This is a genomic window from Bradyrhizobium sp. F1.4.3 (genome assembly GCF_040548375.1).
Taxonomy (GTDB): domain Bacteria; phylum Pseudomonadota; class Alphaproteobacteria; order Rhizobiales; family Xanthobacteraceae; genus Bradyrhizobium.
Window position 1 is genome coordinate 45,345 of the sequence record NZ_JBEPRN010000012.1, and the last position, 18,012, is coordinate 63,356.

General features: G+C 60.8%; 16 protein-coding genes. 2 read left to right on the forward strand and 14 right to left on the reverse strand.

The features are described from left to right. Positions 1-5: 5 nt before the first annotated feature. The 10 genes from ABIB73_RS26090 to ABIB73_RS26135 all read right to left on the reverse strand — a co-directional run bounded on the left by ABIB73_RS26090 (position 6) and on the right by ABIB73_RS26135 (position 6,279). Positions 6-365: a DUF3024 domain-containing protein gene (locus ABIB73_RS26090; protein WP_354097962.1), complete on the reverse strand. Its 360-nt coding sequence runs from the start codon at positions 363-365 to the stop codon at positions 6-8. Further along, positions 362-616, reverse strand: coding sequence for a nitrogen fixation protein NifZ (locus ABIB73_RS26095; protein WP_354097963.1), 255 nt, complete (start codon positions 614-616; stop codon positions 362-364). The genes ABIB73_RS26090 and ABIB73_RS26095 overlap by 4 nt, the downstream gene beginning before the upstream one ends. Then, complete coding sequence (locus ABIB73_RS26100; RefSeq protein WP_354097964.1) at positions 616-933, reverse strand: nitrogen fixation protein NifZ; 318 nt, start codon at positions 931-933, stop codon at positions 616-618. The genes ABIB73_RS26095 and ABIB73_RS26100 overlap by 1 nt, the downstream gene beginning before the upstream one ends. A 1,100-nt stretch (positions 934-2,033) precedes the next feature. Next, complete coding sequence (locus ABIB73_RS26105) at positions 2,034-2,258, reverse strand: 4Fe-4S binding protein (RefSeq protein ID WP_354097965.1); 225 nt, start codon at positions 2,256-2,258, stop codon at positions 2,034-2,036. Positions 2,259-2,274: 16 nt separating this feature from the next. Then, positions 2,275-3,828 (reverse strand): nitrogenase cofactor biosynthesis protein NifB, encoded by a 1,554-nt coding sequence (gene nifB, locus ABIB73_RS26110; protein WP_354228658.1) that lies wholly within the window; start codon positions 3,826-3,828, stop codon positions 2,275-2,277. A 155-nt stretch (positions 3,829-3,983) separates the two neighbouring features. Beyond that, positions 3,984-4,223, reverse strand: a complete 240-nt coding sequence (locus ABIB73_RS26115) for a hypothetical protein (protein ID WP_354097966.1) — start codon at positions 4,221-4,223, stop codon at positions 3,984-3,986. Continuing rightward, positions 4,220-4,441, reverse strand: coding sequence for a putative nitrogen fixation protein NifT (gene nifT, locus ABIB73_RS26120; RefSeq protein ID WP_085399342.1), 222 nt, complete (start codon positions 4,439-4,441; stop codon positions 4,220-4,222). The genes ABIB73_RS26115 and nifT overlap by 4 nt, the downstream gene beginning before the upstream one ends. Further along, positions 4,438-5,631 carry a cysteine desulfurase NifS gene (nifS, locus tag ABIB73_RS26125; protein WP_317242881.1) on the reverse strand — a complete coding sequence of 398 codons (1,194 nt, stop codon included), beginning with the start codon at positions 5,629-5,631 and terminating at the stop codon, positions 4,438-4,440. The genes nifT and nifS overlap by 4 nt, the downstream gene beginning before the upstream one ends. A gap of 18 nt (positions 5,632-5,649) precedes the next feature. Continuing rightward, positions 5,650-5,919 (reverse strand): NifU family protein, encoded by a 270-nt coding sequence (locus ABIB73_RS26130; RefSeq protein WP_354097967.1) that lies wholly within the window; start codon positions 5,917-5,919, stop codon positions 5,650-5,652. A 39-nt stretch (positions 5,920-5,958) separates the two neighbouring features. Beyond that, positions 5,959-6,279, reverse strand: coding sequence for an iron-sulfur cluster assembly accessory protein (locus tag ABIB73_RS26135; protein WP_354097968.1), 321 nt, complete (start codon positions 6,277-6,279; stop codon positions 5,959-5,961). 318 nt (positions 6,280-6,597) lie between these two features. On the opposite strand from ABIB73_RS26135, the gene ABIB73_RS26140 reads away from it, so the two are divergent. Next, positions 6,598-7,188 carry a hypothetical protein gene (locus ABIB73_RS26140; protein WP_354097969.1) on the forward strand — a complete coding sequence of 197 codons (591 nt, stop codon included), beginning with the start codon at positions 6,598-6,600 and terminating at the stop codon, positions 7,186-7,188. 727 nt (positions 7,189-7,915) lie between these two features. On the opposite strand, the gene ABIB73_RS26150 is transcribed toward ABIB73_RS26140, so the two are convergent. Next, positions 7,916-8,125 carry a hypothetical protein gene (locus ABIB73_RS26150; RefSeq protein WP_354228661.1) on the reverse strand — a complete coding sequence of 70 codons (210 nt, stop codon included), beginning with the start codon at positions 8,123-8,125 and terminating at the stop codon, positions 7,916-7,918. Positions 8,126-8,422: 297 nt separating this feature from the next. Between ABIB73_RS26150 and ABIB73_RS26155 the strand changes: the two genes are divergently transcribed. Continuing rightward, complete coding sequence (locus ABIB73_RS26155; RefSeq protein WP_354097971.1) at positions 8,423-8,752, forward strand: hypothetical protein; 330 nt, start codon at positions 8,423-8,425, stop codon at positions 8,750-8,752. Positions 8,753-9,014: 262 nt separating this feature from the next. On the opposite strand, the gene gltB is transcribed toward ABIB73_RS26155, so the two are convergent. The 3 genes from gltB to ABIB73_RS26170 form a co-directional block, all read right to left on the reverse strand. After that, positions 9,015-13,739, reverse strand: a complete 4,725-nt coding sequence (gltB, locus tag ABIB73_RS26160) for a glutamate synthase large subunit (protein ID WP_354097972.1) — start codon at positions 13,737-13,739, stop codon at positions 9,015-9,017. A gap of 119 nt (positions 13,740-13,858) precedes the next feature. After that, on the reverse strand, positions 13,859-14,977 hold the full coding sequence (locus ABIB73_RS26165) for a TlpA disulfide reductase family protein (protein WP_354228664.1): 1,119 nt from the start codon (positions 14,975-14,977) through the stop codon (positions 13,859-13,861). A gap of 798 nt (positions 14,978-15,775) precedes the next feature. Beyond that, positions 15,776-17,878 carry a prolyl oligopeptidase family serine peptidase gene (locus ABIB73_RS26170; protein ID WP_354228666.1) on the reverse strand — a complete coding sequence of 701 codons (2,103 nt, stop codon included), beginning with the start codon at positions 17,876-17,878 and terminating at the stop codon, positions 15,776-15,778. Positions 17,879-18,012: the final 134 nt, after the last annotated feature.

Here is an 18,012-nt window from a genome sequence, read left to right on the forward strand (position 1 = left end):
AATCCTTATTGCCAGAATAAACGTTCAGGGTCGGCGTTCAGAACCGCTGTCGCCAAGCCAAGCCGTTGATGGGTAGAATGCCACTCCCAGATGCCCTTGCCGTGATCTTTGCGGAACAGCTGCCATGCCGCCCCAGTCTTATCGTGGTGCAACAGCGCGACATCGACGAGGCCTCCCTCCGCATCGATATTGCCTGAGCAGCACAGGCTCTCGACAAGATAGCCGCCAGCAACCGGTGTCACCTTTGGCGAGACATATCGGTAGCGCTCGCGCCTTGTCAGCGCGCGCACGATCCGCCACCGGTCGAGCTCGTTGGGATGGGCAGGCAATCCCGAATGATGTTGTCTGATGATGGCGGCGTTCATTGCGCGATGTCCTGGACTGCGGAGATCTCTGCCTCGAGGCAGCCAACCACCAACTGCTTGCCGAAGTCGACCATATAGATGGGTAGGTTCGCTTCTGTATGGAGACCGACCTGGACGATCTCACCAATGTGTCCGATGCTGACCAGACACTCTTTCGCCGAGGCGTCGGGAAAGGAACCGTCGTTGAGCAGATCGATTGCCGCCTCGACACGTTGGCCTGAGCGGTATTTTGGCAACCTTGGTTCGATCATCAGGGTGCCCCTCCTGACAAGCAAGGCTCCTCGCCTCTGTGGCTTCGCGTGACTAGATCAAGCTCTTTGCGTTTCATGCCGACGCGATAGCCTGAAGCAAGGAATTCGACCCCATAGATATAAAATTGCTGCAGGAACGTACCGATCGAGACAACATAGCCAAGCTCGCCTTTCTTGACCAGAACCTCACCGATCTCCTTGCCCACATAGGTGCCGTCGTTGCGGATGGTGCGGTTGGCCCGCACCTTGTCGCCATAATTAAAAAAGGGCACGTCCGTCAACTCGACGATGTCACTATCACGGGCGATGTCACTCATGCTGCCCTCCCCTTTCCATGCTTCAACTGTCCGGCGCTTCGTGAGCGCCCGGCGTTACGGACCGCCCTATCATAATCCTCGATCAACTCCGTCGATTCCCGCACCGCCGCGCGGCTTGCGACCACGTAGTGGATGAGCCGACGGGGATGACGATGCGTCAACATCAACGCCCGGCACCCCAAAACGGATGCTTGAGGTGGCGATCCGCGAGCCCATGATTGATGTTGAGGAAGCCGCCGATGCTGCACGCGGGTCTGTCGTTGACGCAACGAGTATGAGCCGGCAGCAAGCAGCGCGGTTCAGCGCGACACGCGCGGCCGGCACAACCTGATTGCCCCGGCAACTGAGGGCATCGTCGATGACATCACTCATGGTCCCGCCCATCCGCTCGAGCGTGCCTCACAAACCTTGGCGCCAATCTCGTGCGCGGGACTGCGCCCCAGCAGTCTCCCGACAACCGCCGTCCTTCCCTGGAGTTGCCCGAGACGCTCTCCAAGTGGGCAAGCCTTGAGCGAGAATAGCAAGACCCACGCGAGGTGCTCTCATAGCAGCCGTATTCGGGCTGGTGGCACGACCGCCCCGGTCGGCAGCAAAATCATATCCGCATCACGAACGCCTTGGCTTGACACGGGTTGATTTTCTGCGTCTTCATCGAGGTGATAGGATAACCCTGCCGCCCTGCAATTATGCTCGGCCGGCTCGATACCGTGCGACCAACACAGGGCTCGGTGAGGACGCCCTCGTTTCGCTCGGATGACCGACTGAAGAAGGCCTCTGGCATGAATGTCGCCTGTTCAAAGATGGCCGCAGGTGACTGGATTGATATCGCGGAAGACGAGTCCGCTCTTGGTGGACCCATCGGCGAAATCGATCCTCGACGTTCAAGACCGCAGCCTTCAGGCCGGCAGGAATAGCTTAACGCGTTGCCCTCGACGTTCGCGTCGCCAGAACATGGCTTAGCAATTGGCGAACACGTCGGCCACCAGGGCGAGCCGTCGTCTGAGAGGGCGACAGCCGCGGTCGCCACCTCGTCAAGGCGAAGCGTCATCCTCTCAAGTTTCTGAACCGTTCGTGTCGTGGTGACATCCATGTCGCGGTCCTCAGGCGGGCGCCCGATAGCGTGGCAGTGCTGGGTCGAGCACGCATGTGTTGTCAACTGGGCAAACCGCCACGCATTGCGGTTCGTCAAAGTAGCCGGCGCACTCGGTGCATGTCTCCGAATCGATCAGGAAAACGCCGGCTACTTCGGAAATAGCAAGATTTGGGCATTGCGTTTCGCACGCTGAACAGCCCGTGCATTGCGAGGCGATGATCTTGAACGGCATTGTCTGAACCCATTCTTCAGGCGGCGGAAATCAGCGCATTGTGGCGGGCCGGTTCGACCCGCTCAAGGTGCTTGATCTTCCGCTCATTGACTTTATCGAGATAGAGTTTGAACCAGGCGATCGTCGACGCATCGATGAACTCGCAGGCGTACTGTTCGATCGGCTCGATGCCGGCCTTGATCAATTCGGCCTTCGGGCAGCCGCCGATCATTGACACGAATACGGCGTGGCAATCCTTGATAGCGCCGATGGCGATTGCGAGCTTGCTGTCCTCGCCATGGCCGCCCTGGCAATAGGGATGAATAGGACGATGACCAACGAATTTCGCGCCTGAAGTCGAGAGCTCGTAGATCTGGAACTCCTTGGCGTGACCGAAGTGCTGGTTGATCAATCCCGAGCCCTTGGTTGCAACCGCCACCAGCACTTTGATTTCGCTGGAAGCGCTGGCGAGCCCCGCAAGCTCCTCCTGCTTGGCCGCAAGCTTTGCGATGCGCGCTTTCTCGACTTCGGCCTGATACGCCTTTCGGGGCTGCTCGTCGTATTTGATGTCCATCGCCATGATCTTTTCCATGGTGAACTCCGAGCCGCGGTCCTCTCCGAGCAGTCCGACGGCGTCGGCCCGGCACTGACGACAATGACGCATCATGTTCATCTTGCTTTCGCAGCTATCCTGCAACGCTGTCACTTCCTGTGCGGTCGGGCCGCGTTGCCCCCTGAGACCGAACACGGTGCCGTGCTCGGGCGACGATATCAGCGGCATCACGTTATGCAGGAAAGCCCCGCGCGACTTCACAGCCTTGTTCACCTCAACCAGATGCTGATCGTTAATCCCGGGAATCATGACCGAGTTGACTTTGCACAGGATACCGCGCGCGGTGAGCATCTCCACGCCCTGGAGCTGCCGATTGCTAAGGATGCTTGCAGCTTCAACGCCGGTGTAGCGCTTGTGGCGGTAAAAGATCCAGGGATAGATCTTTGCACCAATTTCGGGATCGATCATGTTGATCGTGATCGTCACGTGATCGATCTTGAGTCTTGCGATCGTGTCGACATGATCGGCTAGCGCAAGACCATTCGTCGAGAGGCACAGCTTGATATCTGGCGCGAGGTTGTTCACAAGCTCGAACGTCTTGAATGTCTTGTCCGGATTCGCTAGCGGATCGCCAGGGCCGGCAACGCCGACCACGCTCATCTGAGGGATCGCGGAAGCGACCGCCAGCACCTTCTTGGCGGCCTGCTCTGGCGTCAACTTCTCGCTGACAATGCCGGGGCGCGATTCGTTGGCGCAATCGTATTTACGATTGCAGTAATTGCACTGGATATTGCAGGCGGGTGCGACCGCGACATGCATGCGGGCATAATGGTGGTGCGCCTCCTCGCTGTAGCAGGGATGGTTCTTCACCTTTTCCCAGATCTCATTTGGCAGATTGCTGATGCCGGTCTGAGATCCGCAGCTCGCCTTCCCGCTGCCGCGGATAGTACCGCAGCCCTTGTGCTTAGTGACCGCTTGCATGGTCTCGCTGATCTCGCCGCCGCCGCAGGATACCTGGTGTTGCGCTGAAGTACTCATGTTTCCAATTCTATTCGCAAGCCGAACCCTTTTGGCAAGCATCCACAGAGACGTTTTCCGAAAAGCTAAGAGCAACTGGCGTGCCATGCCTGCCACAAATGACTTTTGCGGTTTGCTTCAAGTAGTTAGGTAACGCTCGCTCGAATGTCAGTTTATCAACTCATGTTGGAAAGCTGACAGAGATTGCGATCACAAGAGCGCTGGCAGCGTTGTTTTGACGACGAGTTGGCTGCTTCACCAACGCCCTTGGCAAAACGCAGGGCGGGTGGCCGGTCACGCCAGGCCCAAGCCAGGGGAATGGTGTCGCGTTCCTCCCAGGTGCCGGAAGGCCCCGCCAAGAATAGCTTCCGCATCCGCCGGTTGGCGAGGTTCTGTGGAACCGCAGCATTCATCATTCGGTTGCTTCGCCGCCGCGCTTCTTGGCGTTGACAGTGATTGGTAGGGTGGTGTCACTCGCCATCGCGGGTAGGTCGAGCACCCAGCCGTTCGCGATTCTGATCCAACCGCCCCACAGCGTCTCGTGCTCCCATTCGACGATCGGCTCCTCAAGATCCTTCTTGGGCACATAAATCGAAAGGCCCGTCTCGGGCGAACGGCGAATCATAACCTTCATGGGAGCTCCGCACGTTGTGAGCTCTCGCCCGCGCGCTCCTGATACGCACGCCACAAGGCTCTCTGTTTGGCAGTGATGTCCGGCATGACTTGCAGGACACGGTCGATCTCATCTGGCGCCGTCTCGCGCGACAGCGAGAAGCGAACCGCGCCGCGCAAAAAGGCCGGTGGTACTCTCATCGCGCGCAGGACGTGGGATGGCTCCATCGAGCCGGACGCGCAGGCTGCACCGAGTGAGACGGCAATTCCGTTGTGGTTCAGGTGGTGGACGATGGCCTCTGCTTCGAGATGCTCGAAAGCAATGTTAGACGTATTTGGCAAGCGGTTCTTGACATGGCCAAGCACGATGCAACAGCCGTGAGCGAGAATGCCCTGCTCCAGCCGGTCGCGAAGGGCGCCAATCTGCATCTGGTCTTGTATGAGGTTTGCCGCAGCGAGTTCCGCCGCCTTGCCGAGTCCAACAATACCCGGAACGTTTTGGGTACCAGCGCGGCGACGCCGCTCTTGTACGCCGCCGAAAAGCAGCGGCCGGAACTTGACGTCCCTGCGCACGTACAGCGCGCCGATCCCCTTCGGACCATGGAGCTTGTGCCCGGAGAGCGACAGCATGTCGATGTCCGTAGCCTTCAGGTCAATCGGAATTCGCCCGACCGCCTGGACTGCGTCGGTGTGAAAGAGCGCGCCGACTGAGCGCGCCATCTTGGCGAGGGACTTCACCGGAAAGATCGTACCGGTCTCATTATTGGCCCACATGACCGAGGCGACTGACGTGCGCCTCGACAATGCGTTGCGATAAGTCTCGATGTCAAGTCGGCCGCTGGCATCTACCGGAATGACATGGGTCTTGATTCCTCGTCGACCCAACTCCTCGGCAAGGGACAGCACGGCCGGATGCTCAACGGCCGTTGTGACGATCTCGTCGCGCCCCTCCTGCACGGCGAGCGCAGACAGAATCGCTGTGTTAATGGCTTCAGTCCCGCCCGAGGTGAAGACGATCTCATGATCGAATGCCGCGCCAATGAGGGACTGCAGGTTCCGGCGCGCCTGTTTCAATGCGGGCGCAACCTCGCTGCCGAATGCATGTGCGGACGACGCATTGCCGAATTGTGTAGAGAAGAACGGCAGCATCGCCGCAACGACCAACCGATGTGCGCGGGTCGTCGCGTTGTTATCCAGGTAGATCGGCCGCACGGACTGTCCGCTCTGCACTTAATGTTGCCCTTTGGCAGCTCCGCGGAGCGGGATCAGGCGGACGAACTCGCCGAGCCGCTCGATCAGACGCGCCTGAATGGCCGCGAGCGTCGTGCCCGCAAGCTTGCATGACATGCAGGCGCCGGTCAGCCTGACGATGAGCTCACGATCTCCACGATCACGCCTGAGGCTTGCCCGATTCTCATCGAGCCCGGCTCCGACAATTTGCTCGCAATCGGAAGGCTCAGAAATCGGAGGCTGCTTCGTTGGTGCAGTCTTGATGCCCATGTTTCGAAGCCCTTCTATTGCGGATGGTCGAGGACAGGCTCACCTGCACGGTTTGTCGCAGGAGCAGCTCGACTTGGCATTTGGATTGTCGAATCGGAACCCCGATCCTTCGGGCGACACCACGAAGTCGATCGTGGTACCGTTGAGATGCTCTTGGGTCGCGCTGTCGACGAAGAGTTTGATGCCGTCTAGCTCGACCACGGCATCATCGGAGCTCGGCCCATGCGCGATATCCATCTTGTATGTGAACCCTTCGCAGCCGCCGCCATCGACCATGATCCGCAGGCCGCTCGCCGGCTGCCCTGTCGTGGAGATTGCGGCCCTCAATGCGTTGATGGCGTTATCCGTTAGGCTGATCATTTTTGACTCGCTTTCAGGTCTTGTCGCAAGGCACGTTTCGCAAATCCCATGCCAGTCGAGATGCAGCTGAAATGAAGGATTTGCGGGCGGCCACTGTTCGATTCACGACTTGTGTGTCGGGTTTTCGACACGAGGCTTCCCGGCCGCCGCGTCATCCGGCCAAGACCTCGCGACGGTGCCAGCACGTATCCATGCACATAGCGCCAAGCTGCCGCTTACGCCGCGGAGATAGCGTGACGGCAAACAACTTGCATAAGCGTAGCCGACACGTCGCTTTGCGCGACGCGTGCACACCACGCATTGATGAGGAGCCTTTCCATGACGTCGATTGACAACACTGCTCTTGGCCCGTTGGACAAGGAGGGGCGGCTATTGAATGCGGTGCTTAAGAGTGAAACAACGAAGTCGGGGCGATTTGGATTCCGGGGCGACATCGCGCTGAAGTTCCAAGCTCAGCTGGCCGACGAAAAACGACCACCGGACTATTCCATCGAACAAGTTCTTGCGATAGCGCAGGAAGGCGAGCCGACCATCCCAGTCCTTGCCGGATATCTGCATTCCTTCGCGTATCTACCCGAGGCCGCAAAGGTGCTGGATGGCAGGCTGAGCCCCAAAGGCAGCTATTTCATCTTCTGCAACAACATCGATCTGCTCGCGAAGTACCGCGTCAAGATAGGCGACATCACCTTCCGCATTCTGCCTTGCGACGAATCAACTGTGTGGAAGGAGATGATGGACCTCGCCGGCGTCGACAAGAATGACATCAAGAAGTTCGGTACGGCCGGTAGGCTCGACTACTTGCTCGACGCGGCCAAGGACATCGGTGGATCATACAGCGAGATCTCATACGAGGACGGTTTGGCCAAAATGGAGCCGGTGAAGAACAGAGGCGAAAACCGCCCGGTCTGAGGCATCGCCTCAGATCCCCTCGCCAGCTCGACGAGTCTGCCGCAGAGAGAGTCACTGCACCCAGAGTGAGTCACTGTACCGCCTCGCCTGGGACTGGCTCTGACACCCTCGTGATGGACTTCTCGGCCTATGTTTGGGAGATCACACGACCCGCTCTGCTAAGCGCGTGTTGGTCATGAGTACTGTCGTCAATTACACCGAGGGGCGGCTGGCCGCGAGGGTCCGGCTGACTGCGTCCATCGGGATCGGAACATTCCAATGATGATCGGCTCATGATCGCGCTCATATTTCAGAGGGCTGATCGACGGTGTATGGATCAGCTTTGGCGTTGTGCTCCAGGCCTTTGCTGGACTGAGCGGAGCTGGGATGTCGCGCGAGGAGCGATCACTATGCTGATGTTCAAGGAAGACCGCAGGCGATCGGCACGCTCAGCGGCAGGGCGATCACCGTGCTGCGGAAAGCCGGCGCCATCCGCGAGTGCGAGGAGCACGGCTGGACACAGGACCGCGCCGACCCGCATGCGCGCCAACGAGCCTGCGAAATCGCTCAGCAAGATCCGCCGCAAGGAGTGTCGGGGGACGAAGCTGTCGCTGAACTGGTCGAGGTGCTGGACTCGATCGGAGATACCTGCCCGTGTGCCCGCCGCTGTAATCCACAGCACGCGCGAGAGGTCGAGCAGGCGGGTGGATTTCTCCTTCAGCCTCGGCTTCGGCCATCCGCGGCGTCCTTAAGGATTGCTCACGAAGGTTGCTGTTTCGATGCGGAGCAGATCGAGCGAGGCAAACGGGATCAAGGCTAGCAAGCACCAGAAGAAATAGAAGGATGCGACCGCTTCGTATGGCGCTATCGAGTCGACCGTGTCGGATGACAGCTTGGCCGCAGCGCGCTTCATCCTGTAAGCAGTAAAGTCGATGATTGTTGCCGAGGTCTTTGTCATCTGATTCGTCCGCCCACTCTTGAAAGTGTCACGCCTGAGTCCATGGTTGCAGCAGAACTATTCTGCCGGCGTCCATCTTGCGAAGAGCACGGCGGCGTGCTGCAGCGAGTCGGGTGCCACGCGTCAAGCAGTTCGCAAGAAGCGAAGCCATTTGTGGTCGGCCTCGCGCCGCGCGTGGAAGCGGTTGACGCACTTCCTAGAACAAAGCGCCGTTTGCCGGCAGCGGTAGCGGATAAGCCCGAATCTTCCCACCGCATACCGAACCTCGCTGACCCGTGGTTGGAAGCAGGATAGTCATTGCGCATTCTCGCCTTCATGTCGGCGTCACCTGGAATCTCCCGCATTTATCTTCCATTTCCGCGACACAGCTCGCAGTTCAACTGCGGGGTCGCCAATTGCGATGCTTGTGGCATGTACGGACCACCGGCGCAGAGTGTGACCCTGGTGTGCGCCTCCGTGGCAAAAGCGGCGCGCGCTATTCCAAGCGCCTTCGTCGGGATTGCCTACAGTAAGGGACAATTGATCTTGATTGATGCAATCAGCAGGGCAGTGACGATGAAATCATGCGGCTTTTTGCCGATCTTCGATGGACTTCAACTGACCAGGCGACGGCGAGCGTATATATAGCAGCCCTCACCTGCTGTCCTGCAACCCTCCCTGTCATTGCGCTCCAGGCGCCCCGATCCCGTACCTTCCTCAGAACGACGCGTAGCGGACGTCAAAACGATCTCGCGTGATCACGAGGCAGGAAAGTCTCAGCCGGCCCTCTCGTGAGGATCTGCTTCGGGGTGCGCTGGCCGGACGCGTGTTGGAGCGGTGTTAGCGCTTTATCATCATCGGGCGCGTGCGGTGTTCGGTATGTCGGTGGTACTGTCTCAGCTTCCGGAGCTCAATCGCGATTCGGCTCGGCGTCCGCGTTAGCAGCCATTTGGCGCAGCGCGCGCCGGTACTCGACCGGCATCACCTTACGGAATTTGGGCAGCCAGTCCTTCAAATTGGCCAGGATGTCGGCGGCGCGCTTGGAGCCGGTCGCTTTGGCGTGGCGCGAGATCAGGACGCGCAGGCGCTCGACGTCGGAGGCGAGCAGGTTCTTGAACACGTCGACCCGGCCATGCGCGTCGAGGTCACCGGCGTGATGATAGGTGCCGGCGTTGATCAGCTCTTCGGACAGCACCGGCTCGAGCTCGACCATCGCCATGTTGCAAAGCTTGTCGAAGTCGCCGGTCTCGTCCAGCACGTAGGCGATGCCGCCGGACATGCCGGCCGCGAAGTTGCGCCCGGTCTTGCCGAGCACGACCACGAAGCCGCCGGTCATGTATTCGCAGCAATGATCGCCCGCGCCTTCGACGACGGCGACCGCGCCCGAGTTACGCACGGCAAAGCGTTCGCCGGCGACGCCGCGGAAGTAGCACTCGCCGTCGGTCGCGCCGTACATCACGGTGTTGCCGACGATGATGCTCTCTTCCGGCACGATGCTGCTGTTCTTCGGCGGCTTGACGATGATCTTGCCGCCCGAGAGGCCCTTGCCGACATAGTCGTTGGCTTCGCCCTCGAGTTCGAAAGTGACGCCATGCGCGAGCCAGGCACCGAAAGCCTGGCCGGCGGTGCCCTTGAGGCTGACCTGGATGGTGTCGTGCGGCAGGCCGGCATGGCCGTAGATCTTGGCGACCGCGCCCGACAGCATCGCGCCGGCGGAACGGTTGGTGCTGTTGATGGTGGCCTCGATCTTCACCGGCGCGCCGCGGTCGAGCGCGGGCTGCGCCTTCTCAATTAGCGAGCGGTCGAGCACGGCTTCCAGATGATGGTTCTGGCGCTCGGAGTGATAGATCTTCTGGCCCTTCTCTTCCTTCGGCTTGACGAAGAGTTTCGAGAAATCGAGGCCCTTGGCCTTCCAGTGCGCGACCAGCTTGGTCTGATCGAGCAGCTGCACCTGGCCGATCATCTCGTTGAAGCTGCGGAAGCCGAGCGAGGCCATGATCTCGCGGACTTCTTCCGCAACGAAGAAGAAGTAGTTGATCACGTGCTCGGGCTGGCCGGTGAACCGCTTGCGCAGCACCGGGTCCTGCGTCGCGACGCCGACCGGGCAGGTGTTGAGATGGCACTTGCGCATCATGATGCAGCCGGCCGCGATCAAGGGCGCCGTGGCGAAGCCGAACTCGTCGGCCCCTAACAGCGCGCCGATCACGACGTCACGCCCGGTGCGGAAGCCGCCGTCGACCTGGACCACGATGCGGCTGCGCAGCCGCTCGCGCACCAGCGTCTGGTGGGTTTCGGCGAGACCGATCTCCCAGGGCGAGCCGGCGTGCTTGATCGAGGTCAGTGGCGAGGCGCCGGTGCCGCCCTCGAAGCCCGCAATGGTGACATGGTCGGCGCGCGCCTTGGCGACGCCGGCCGCGACCGTGCCGACGCCGATCTCGGAGACGAGCTTCACCGAGACGTCGCCCGCCGGGTTGACGTTCTTGAGGTCGTAGATCAGCTGCGCCAGATCCTCGATCGAGTAGATGTCGTGGTGCGGCGGCGGCGAGATCAGCTCGACGCCCGGCGTCGAGTGACGCACCTTGGCGATGGTCGCGTCGACCTTGTGGCCGGGCAGCTGGCCGCCTTCGCCGGGCTTGGCACCCTGCGCCATCTTGATCTGCATCATGTCGGAGTTGACGAGATACTCCGTGGTGACACCGAAGCGACCCGAGGCGACCTGCTTGATCGCCGAGCGCATGCTGTCGCCATTCGGCAGCGGCTTGAAGCGATCGGCTTCCTCGCCGCCTTCACCGGTGTTCGACTTGCCGCCGATCCGGTTCATGGCGATCGCGAGCGTGGTGTGCGCCTCGCGCGAGATCGAGCCGAAGCTCATCGCACCAGTGGCGAAACGCCTGACGATGTCCTTGGCCGACTCGACCTGGTCGAGGGCGATAGACTTGCGCTTTTCTTCCTCGGCGTTCTTGATCCGGAACAGGCCGCGCAGCGTCAGAAGCCGCTCGGACTGCTCGTTCAGGATCGTGGCGAAGTCGCGATAGTCTTTTAGCGAATTGCCGCGTGCGGCGTGCTGAAGCGGCCTCACCGACTTGGCGGTCCAGGCATGGTCCTCGCCGCGGCTGCGAGGGGCATATTCGCCGCCGACATCGAGCGCGGTCCTGTAGACCCGCGCCTCGCCGAGCGCGTCGGCGTGGCGCCGCACGGCCTCTTCCGCGATCTCGGCAAGGCCAACGCCCTCGATGCGGGTATGCGTGCCGGCGAAGAACTTCCCGACGAAGTCCGCCTTGAGGCCGACCGCGTCGAAGATCTGCGCGCCGCAATAGGACTGGTAGGTCGAGATGCCCATCTTGGACATCACCTTGAGAAGGCCCTTGCCGATCGACTTGATGTAGCGATTGACGATTTCGTAGTCGTCGAGCGAGCCGGGCAGGCGGTCCTTCATCGCGATGATGGTTTCGAACGCCAGGTAGGGGTTGATCGCCTCGGCGCCGTAACCCGCGAGGCAGGCGAAATGGTGCACTTCGCGCGGCTCGCCGGATTCGACGACGAGACCGACCGAGGTGCGCAGGCCGGTGCGGATCAGATGATGATGCACGGAGGCGCAGGCCAGCAGCGACGGAATCGGCACGCGGTCGGTATCGACCATGCGGTCGGACAGGATGATGATGTTGACGCCTTCGCGCACGGCAGCTTCCGCGCGCGCGCAGAGCTCGTCGAGCACCTGGTCCATGCCGGCAGCACCGAGGCCGGCGTGGAAGGTGGTGTCGAGCGCGCGCGACTTGAAGTGGGTTTTGGCCAGGTCCGAGATCGAGCGGATCTTTTCGAGATTAGCATCGGTCAGGATCGGCTGACGCGCTTCCAGACGCTTGGTCGTGGCGAGGCCTTGCAGGTCGAACAGGTTCGGCCGCGGTCCGATGATCGAGACCAGGCTCATCACCAGCTCCTCGCGGATCGGGTCGATCGGCGGGTTGGTGACCTGCGCAAAGTTCTGCTTGAAGTAGGTGAACAGCGGCTTGGCCTTGTCCGACAGCGCCGAGATCGGCGTGTCGTTGCCCATCGAGCCGACCGCTTCCTCGCCAATGGACGCCATCGGCGTCATCAGGATGGAGATGTCTTCCTGGCTGTAGCCGAACGCCTGCTGGCGATCGAGCAGCGACAAATTGGAGCGCACGCCGGTGGTCGGCACCTTCGGCAGCTCTTCCAGCACGATCTGGATCCGCTCCAGCCACTCCTTGTAGGGATGGCTCCGGGCGAGCTCGGCCTTGATCTCGTCGTCCGGAATCAGGCGGCCCTGTTCGAGATCGACCAGCAGCATCTTGCCGGGCTGCAGCCGCCACTTGGTGATGATCTGATCCTCGGGGATCGTCAGCACGCCCATCTCGGACGCCATCACGATGCGGTCGTCCTTGGTGACGAGATAGCGCGCCGGCCGCAATCCGTTGCGGTCGAGCGTGGCGCCGATCTGGCGGCCGTCGGTGAACGCGATCGCGGCGGGGCCGTCCCACGGCTCCATCAGCGCGGCGTGATATTCGTAGAAGGCGCGGCGCGTCTCATCCATCAGGGGATTGCCGGCCCACGCCTCCGGAATCATCATCATGACGGCGTGCGGCAGCGAGTAGCCGCCCTGCACCAGGAATTCGAGCACGTTGTCGAAGCAGGCGGTGTCGCTTTGGCCTTCGTACGAGATCGGCCAGAGCCGGTTGATGTCCTTGCCGTACAGTTCGGAGCTCGCCGAGGCCTGGCGCGCCGCCATCCAGATGGTGTTGCCGCGCAGCGTGTTGATCTCGCCGTTGTGCGCGATCATGCGATAGGGATGCGCCAGCGACCAGGTCGGCAAGGTGTTGGTCGAGAAGCGCTGGTGAACGAGTGCCAGTGCGCTCTCGAAATCGTTTTCATGCAGATCGGGATAGTACTTGCCGAGCTGGTCGGCGAGGAACATGCCCTTGTAGATCACGGTGCGGCAGGACATCGAGCAGGGGTAATAACCCGCGAGCCCGCGGTCGCGGCGCTGGTAGATCGCCTGCGAGATCGACTTGCGCAGGATATAGAGCCGGCGCTCGAAATCGTCCTCGGTCTTGGCGGTGCCGTTGCGGCCGATGAACACCTGCATGCAGGCGGGTTCGGTCGGCTTCACGGTGACACCGAGCGAGGAATTGTCGGTCGGCACGTCGCGCCAGCCGAGCAGGGTCAGGCCCTCTTCCTTGATCTGGTCGGCGATGATGCTCTTGATGACGTTACGCCAGGCGGTGTCGCGCGGCATGAACAGCGCGCCGATGGCGTATTCGCCGGGCACCGGCAGCGCGAAGCCGAGCTCCTTGGCCTTGCGGCTGAAGAAGGCGTGCGGGATCTGCACCAGGATGCCGGCGCCGTCGCCGGCGCGCGGGTCGGCGCCGACAGCGCCGCGATGCTCGAGGTTGCAGAGAATGCTGAGCGCGTCCGAGACGATCTCGTGCGACTTCTTGCCCTTGATATTGGCGATAAAGCCGACGCCGCAGGAATCCTTTTCCAGACTCGGATCGTAGAGGCCTACGGCCGGCGGGCGCGAATTGTGTTCCTGAATCGGGTCAGTCGTTTTCGAGGCGACGGTCGCCGACAGCTGTTCTGCCACGATGTTTGCGCGCTCGAATTGCGACCCGTTCATTGTTCCAATCCTCTCCGTGCGGCAAGCTGCCTCACCGCCATCATCGGCGCACCTTGGGCGTTCCGCGGCACCCGCTTCTGGGTCACCGCTCGTCCGCTGCGAGCCGCATTTTCTTAAATTCAGACCAAGGCGTTCTTCGTCCCCGAGAACGGCTTTGCCTCCTCATCCTCGTACTTGGCCAAGGCCGCAAGCAACAGCCGCAGGTAGTGTGCCTTCTGTTCAGCCGGCATTGGCTTCGGGTCGTCCAGCGACTTCACCGCCGACTCAGCTAACTCGACCGCACGATCGTTGTCGCCGCATTCGAAACAATACTGGGCGACCGCCACATAGGACAGAAACTTGCGGCCGGCCCAGCCTTCTGGAGAGTCCAGCGCGAGGATGTGTTCGGCCAAGTCCTTGCCAATCGCAAAGCGATCAGAATGCGGGACATCAGAGTTCTTCTCCGCTGGATTAGAGAGTTGGCGGATCGCTTGCACCCTCCACAACTCGGATTGTTTTTCGATCGCATCGCGAGCCAATTGACGCATAACGGGTAATCCCGTCTGCATGTCATGGATTTTGTGCAGGGCTAGATCCTCATGAACTAGGTGAACGTTGATTTCGTCCGGCATGATTGCGACGCCCTCTTTAGCGGCCGAAAGCGCCGTCGACGAATCCTTCGCCTTCAGCGTCAGTCCAATTTTGCCCCAGAATGCTTGCGTCCGGGCTTTCTCGCGCATTTCAGATTCTGCTTTAGCGATTCGCTCAGCATCCGCTGCTTTGGCTTCATCGCTGGTGCGCCAGGTGCCATTTACGATTGTTGGAAACACGTCATACAGTTGCATCGGGTGACCGATAAAGGCGACGCGACCGTCACGGTCGATGACGAATGAGGTGGGGATAGTGCTGGAAAGGCTGGGCGCCATCCAAGACTTCTTCATGTTTCCGGAGTAATCGAACGCGATCCGAAAGTTCAGCTCCGAGCCGTTCTTGGTCAACCACGCGTCCAAGTGTGTTCGCGCCTCCTCGGCCGTTGAGCCTCGCTCGGAAGCTGCAACTGCAACGACCTCAACTGCGCTATGGTCGTATTTCTCTTGCAGCTGCGCGAGGTGGGAAATCTCCGCCACACATCCGCCGCACCAAGTCGCCCAAAACGCGACAATATACAGCGTACCCAGCTTAAAGTTGGTGAGGGGCTCGCCACGTACCCAGCTCTCCACTCTGATCGGAGGAGCTGGCGACTCCATACGAAGATTCATGTTGTTCTCCAAAGATATTGCCACACCTTCACGCGAATGTTTGCGCAAGCTCGTCTGTCTCTAAGAAACGCGCCCCGAGTTCAATGAACGAGAGAGCGCGTCTGCATGCACTCCGCCTGACACCGTGCTCAATCTCAGCAGCAATGGCCGTGCCAACGCCAGCAACGAACATCACGCGCCTGATCGGGTCTGAGATTGCCTCGGCAGCTCAACATGACGGTACGTTTGTAGCTAACGGTCTCGTTCGATGTCAGACATCGGACGCGGGTCGAGCGCTTCGGGCCGCGGGGTTTGTGCCCCGCCCATCATGACGATCGCTGCTGGCGTTTTGAGGATCGCTGCCGTAACCGCCGGCGCGCGGCGCCGGCAAATAACAGTTAATATGAGCCTCGCTCGCTCTGTCTGTCTGACCTGCTTCTTAAAGAAAGCGCGGCCGCGGCTGCTTGAAGATAATCCTGTCGCCGAATTGAGCGCCTGCGGAACGTACAAAAGGCAATTCGAACTTTTAATCGCGAACTTTTGTGCGGATACATTCTGAAGGGCAAGACAAGACGCAGTGACGCAGTCCAGTCACGGTCCTGGAAGATCACGCGCAGCACCGGGCTGAGATACAGCACGTAAGTGAGGTCATAGACTTGTGAAGAGAAACGGTGTTATCAAAGTCCCGGCGAGACAGTAACTCCACCATGCGTTGGTTCAAGCACGCAGGATCTCGAATCGTTCGTGTGGGAGTTCTGGACGGCGGTCAGATTGCCCTCGCTCTGGTCGATATCGTACGAATGTCATCTGGCAATTGCGTTAGCTGGCTGACGCCTCCTCCTCCTCCTGCCAGCCAATCTTGCTCTTCAGAAATTCAAAGCCCAGCGCTTCGAGGCCTGCGCGCTCCTTGTTGTCCTTGCCGCGGCCGTGCCCGCCCGCCGCCTCGTAGAAATAAGCCTCATAGCCCATCGCCTGGAGCTTTGCGGCCATTTTGCGCGCATGTCCGGGATGGACGCGGTCGTCCCGCCGCCTCGTGGCGATCAGGATTGGCGGATAGGGCTGGCCGGGTTTTGCGTTGTGATAGGCGGAATAGGTCTTCAGCCATTTCCAGTCCTCGGTCTTGTCCGGGTCGCCGTACTCCGCGATCCAGCTCGCGCCGGCAAGCAGCTTGGTGTAGCGGCGCATGTCGGTCAGCGGGACGGTGCAGAACAGCGCGCCGAAACGCTCCGGGTAACGCGTCAGCATGTTGGTAATGAGGATGCCGCCGTTCGATCCGCCCCTGGCCGCGATCCGTTTCGCTTTCGTGACACCGCGGCGGACGAGATCGGCGGCAACGGCCGCGAAGTCGTCATGCGACAGCTTCTTGCCGGCGAGCCGGCCAGCCTCGTGCCATCGCGTGCCGAACTCGCCGCCGCCGCGCAAATTCGCCTGCACAACGGTGCCGCCGCGCTCCAGCCACAGCTTGCCGAGCGACGAATTGTAATATGGTTTCACCGAGCGACCGAGGCCGCCATAGGCGGTCATATAGACCGGCGCATCGCCGGTTTCGCCTGCGGGGCCGGTCTGCACATAGGGGATATGCTCGCCGTCGATCGAGATCGCTTCATGCTGCGTCACCACCAGGCCATCGGCGGTGAAGGCCTTCGATGCCTGCTTCAACACGACAGGACTTTCGACACCGCGCTCGATCAACAGCAGCGAGGGCGGCGTGAGCGGGTCCTGCACTTCGGCGAGCAGGTCGCCGTTGCTCTCCGACGGATGACAATCGAGCGGCCGGACGTCGACCACGCCGATTTCAGGAAGCCCGCCGAGTATCGCGCGGCTCCAGCCCGTGGCGAATGGCGTGAAGATCTGGAATTGCGGCTTAAGTTCGTCGAGGATCGAGAGCACCAGTCTGCCGGCCGTCCAGAACAAGTCCTGCAATGCGCGCCGCCGTCCGGGCTCGAACAGGAGCGAAAAATCGCGGCTGCCTGCAAGGAAAGCCGAAAGCGAGATGCCGAGGACGGCATCGGTGGCATAGGTTCGACCTCCGGTCGACCAGGGCTGGCGCAGCTTCATCGCAAACCAGTCGCCATGGGCCTGCATCCAGATGCCGGACGGGAGCTCGAGCTTCGTGGTGGTGCCGGCGTGATCGCGCAGCCAGATGCGCTGGTTGAAGAAGTCGATCCGATCGATGATCCAGGTACGCGGGACCGCGCCGGTATGGTCCGCGAGGCCATGGACACGCATGTGATCAGCCGCGGTCTCGAAGATCACTTCTGCCCGATCCACAGGTTCGCCACGACACCACAGGCGAACGGTCCTCGAATATCCGGAGCTCGTGACCATGCCCTCGCCATGGGCGCTGGACAGCAGCAGCGTGTCCGTGTCGAGCCAGTCGACGCTGCCCTTGGCTTCCGGCATCGCAAAGCCGTTCGCGACGAAGCTCCTCGTGTCGGCGTCGAATTCCCGCAAGGTGACGGCATCGCTGCCGCCGCGCGACAGGCTTAAGATACTTCGCGGGCTTCCCGGCAGTGAGCTTGTCGAGTTCAGTAGCCAGTCTTCGCGCTCGCTTGCCGCAAGCTGGTCGATATCCAGCATGATCTCCCACGCCGGATTGGGTCTTCGAAACTCCGGCATTGTTGTCCGCCGCCACAGCCCGCGCGGGTTGGTGGCGTCCTGCCAGAAATTGTAAAGATAGCTGCCGCGGCGCCCGCCGTAGGGGATCCTGTCAGGCCGATCGTAAATCGCGGTCAGCGCATCGCGATCTCGTCCCGCGGCCGGTCCGCCGAACACGCGCAGCGTCCTGCTATTCTGCCGCTCGACGAAGTTCAACGCCCGTCCGCTTTCGATCTTTTCCAACCATAGATAGGGATCATCATCTGGAGTCGAGGCCGTTGGCCTTTCAATCCGCGACTGCAACGGCACACCTTTTTTGACCAAGATTCACTCCATGCTTAGCATTGACGCGCACTTTCGACAGGATTCAAGGCTTCGCCGTACATGTCGTCGGCTCGATGCCGGATCTTCCGAGCTACCTTTGTCTCTGACAAACCACCCCTGTTCATAGCGAGAGA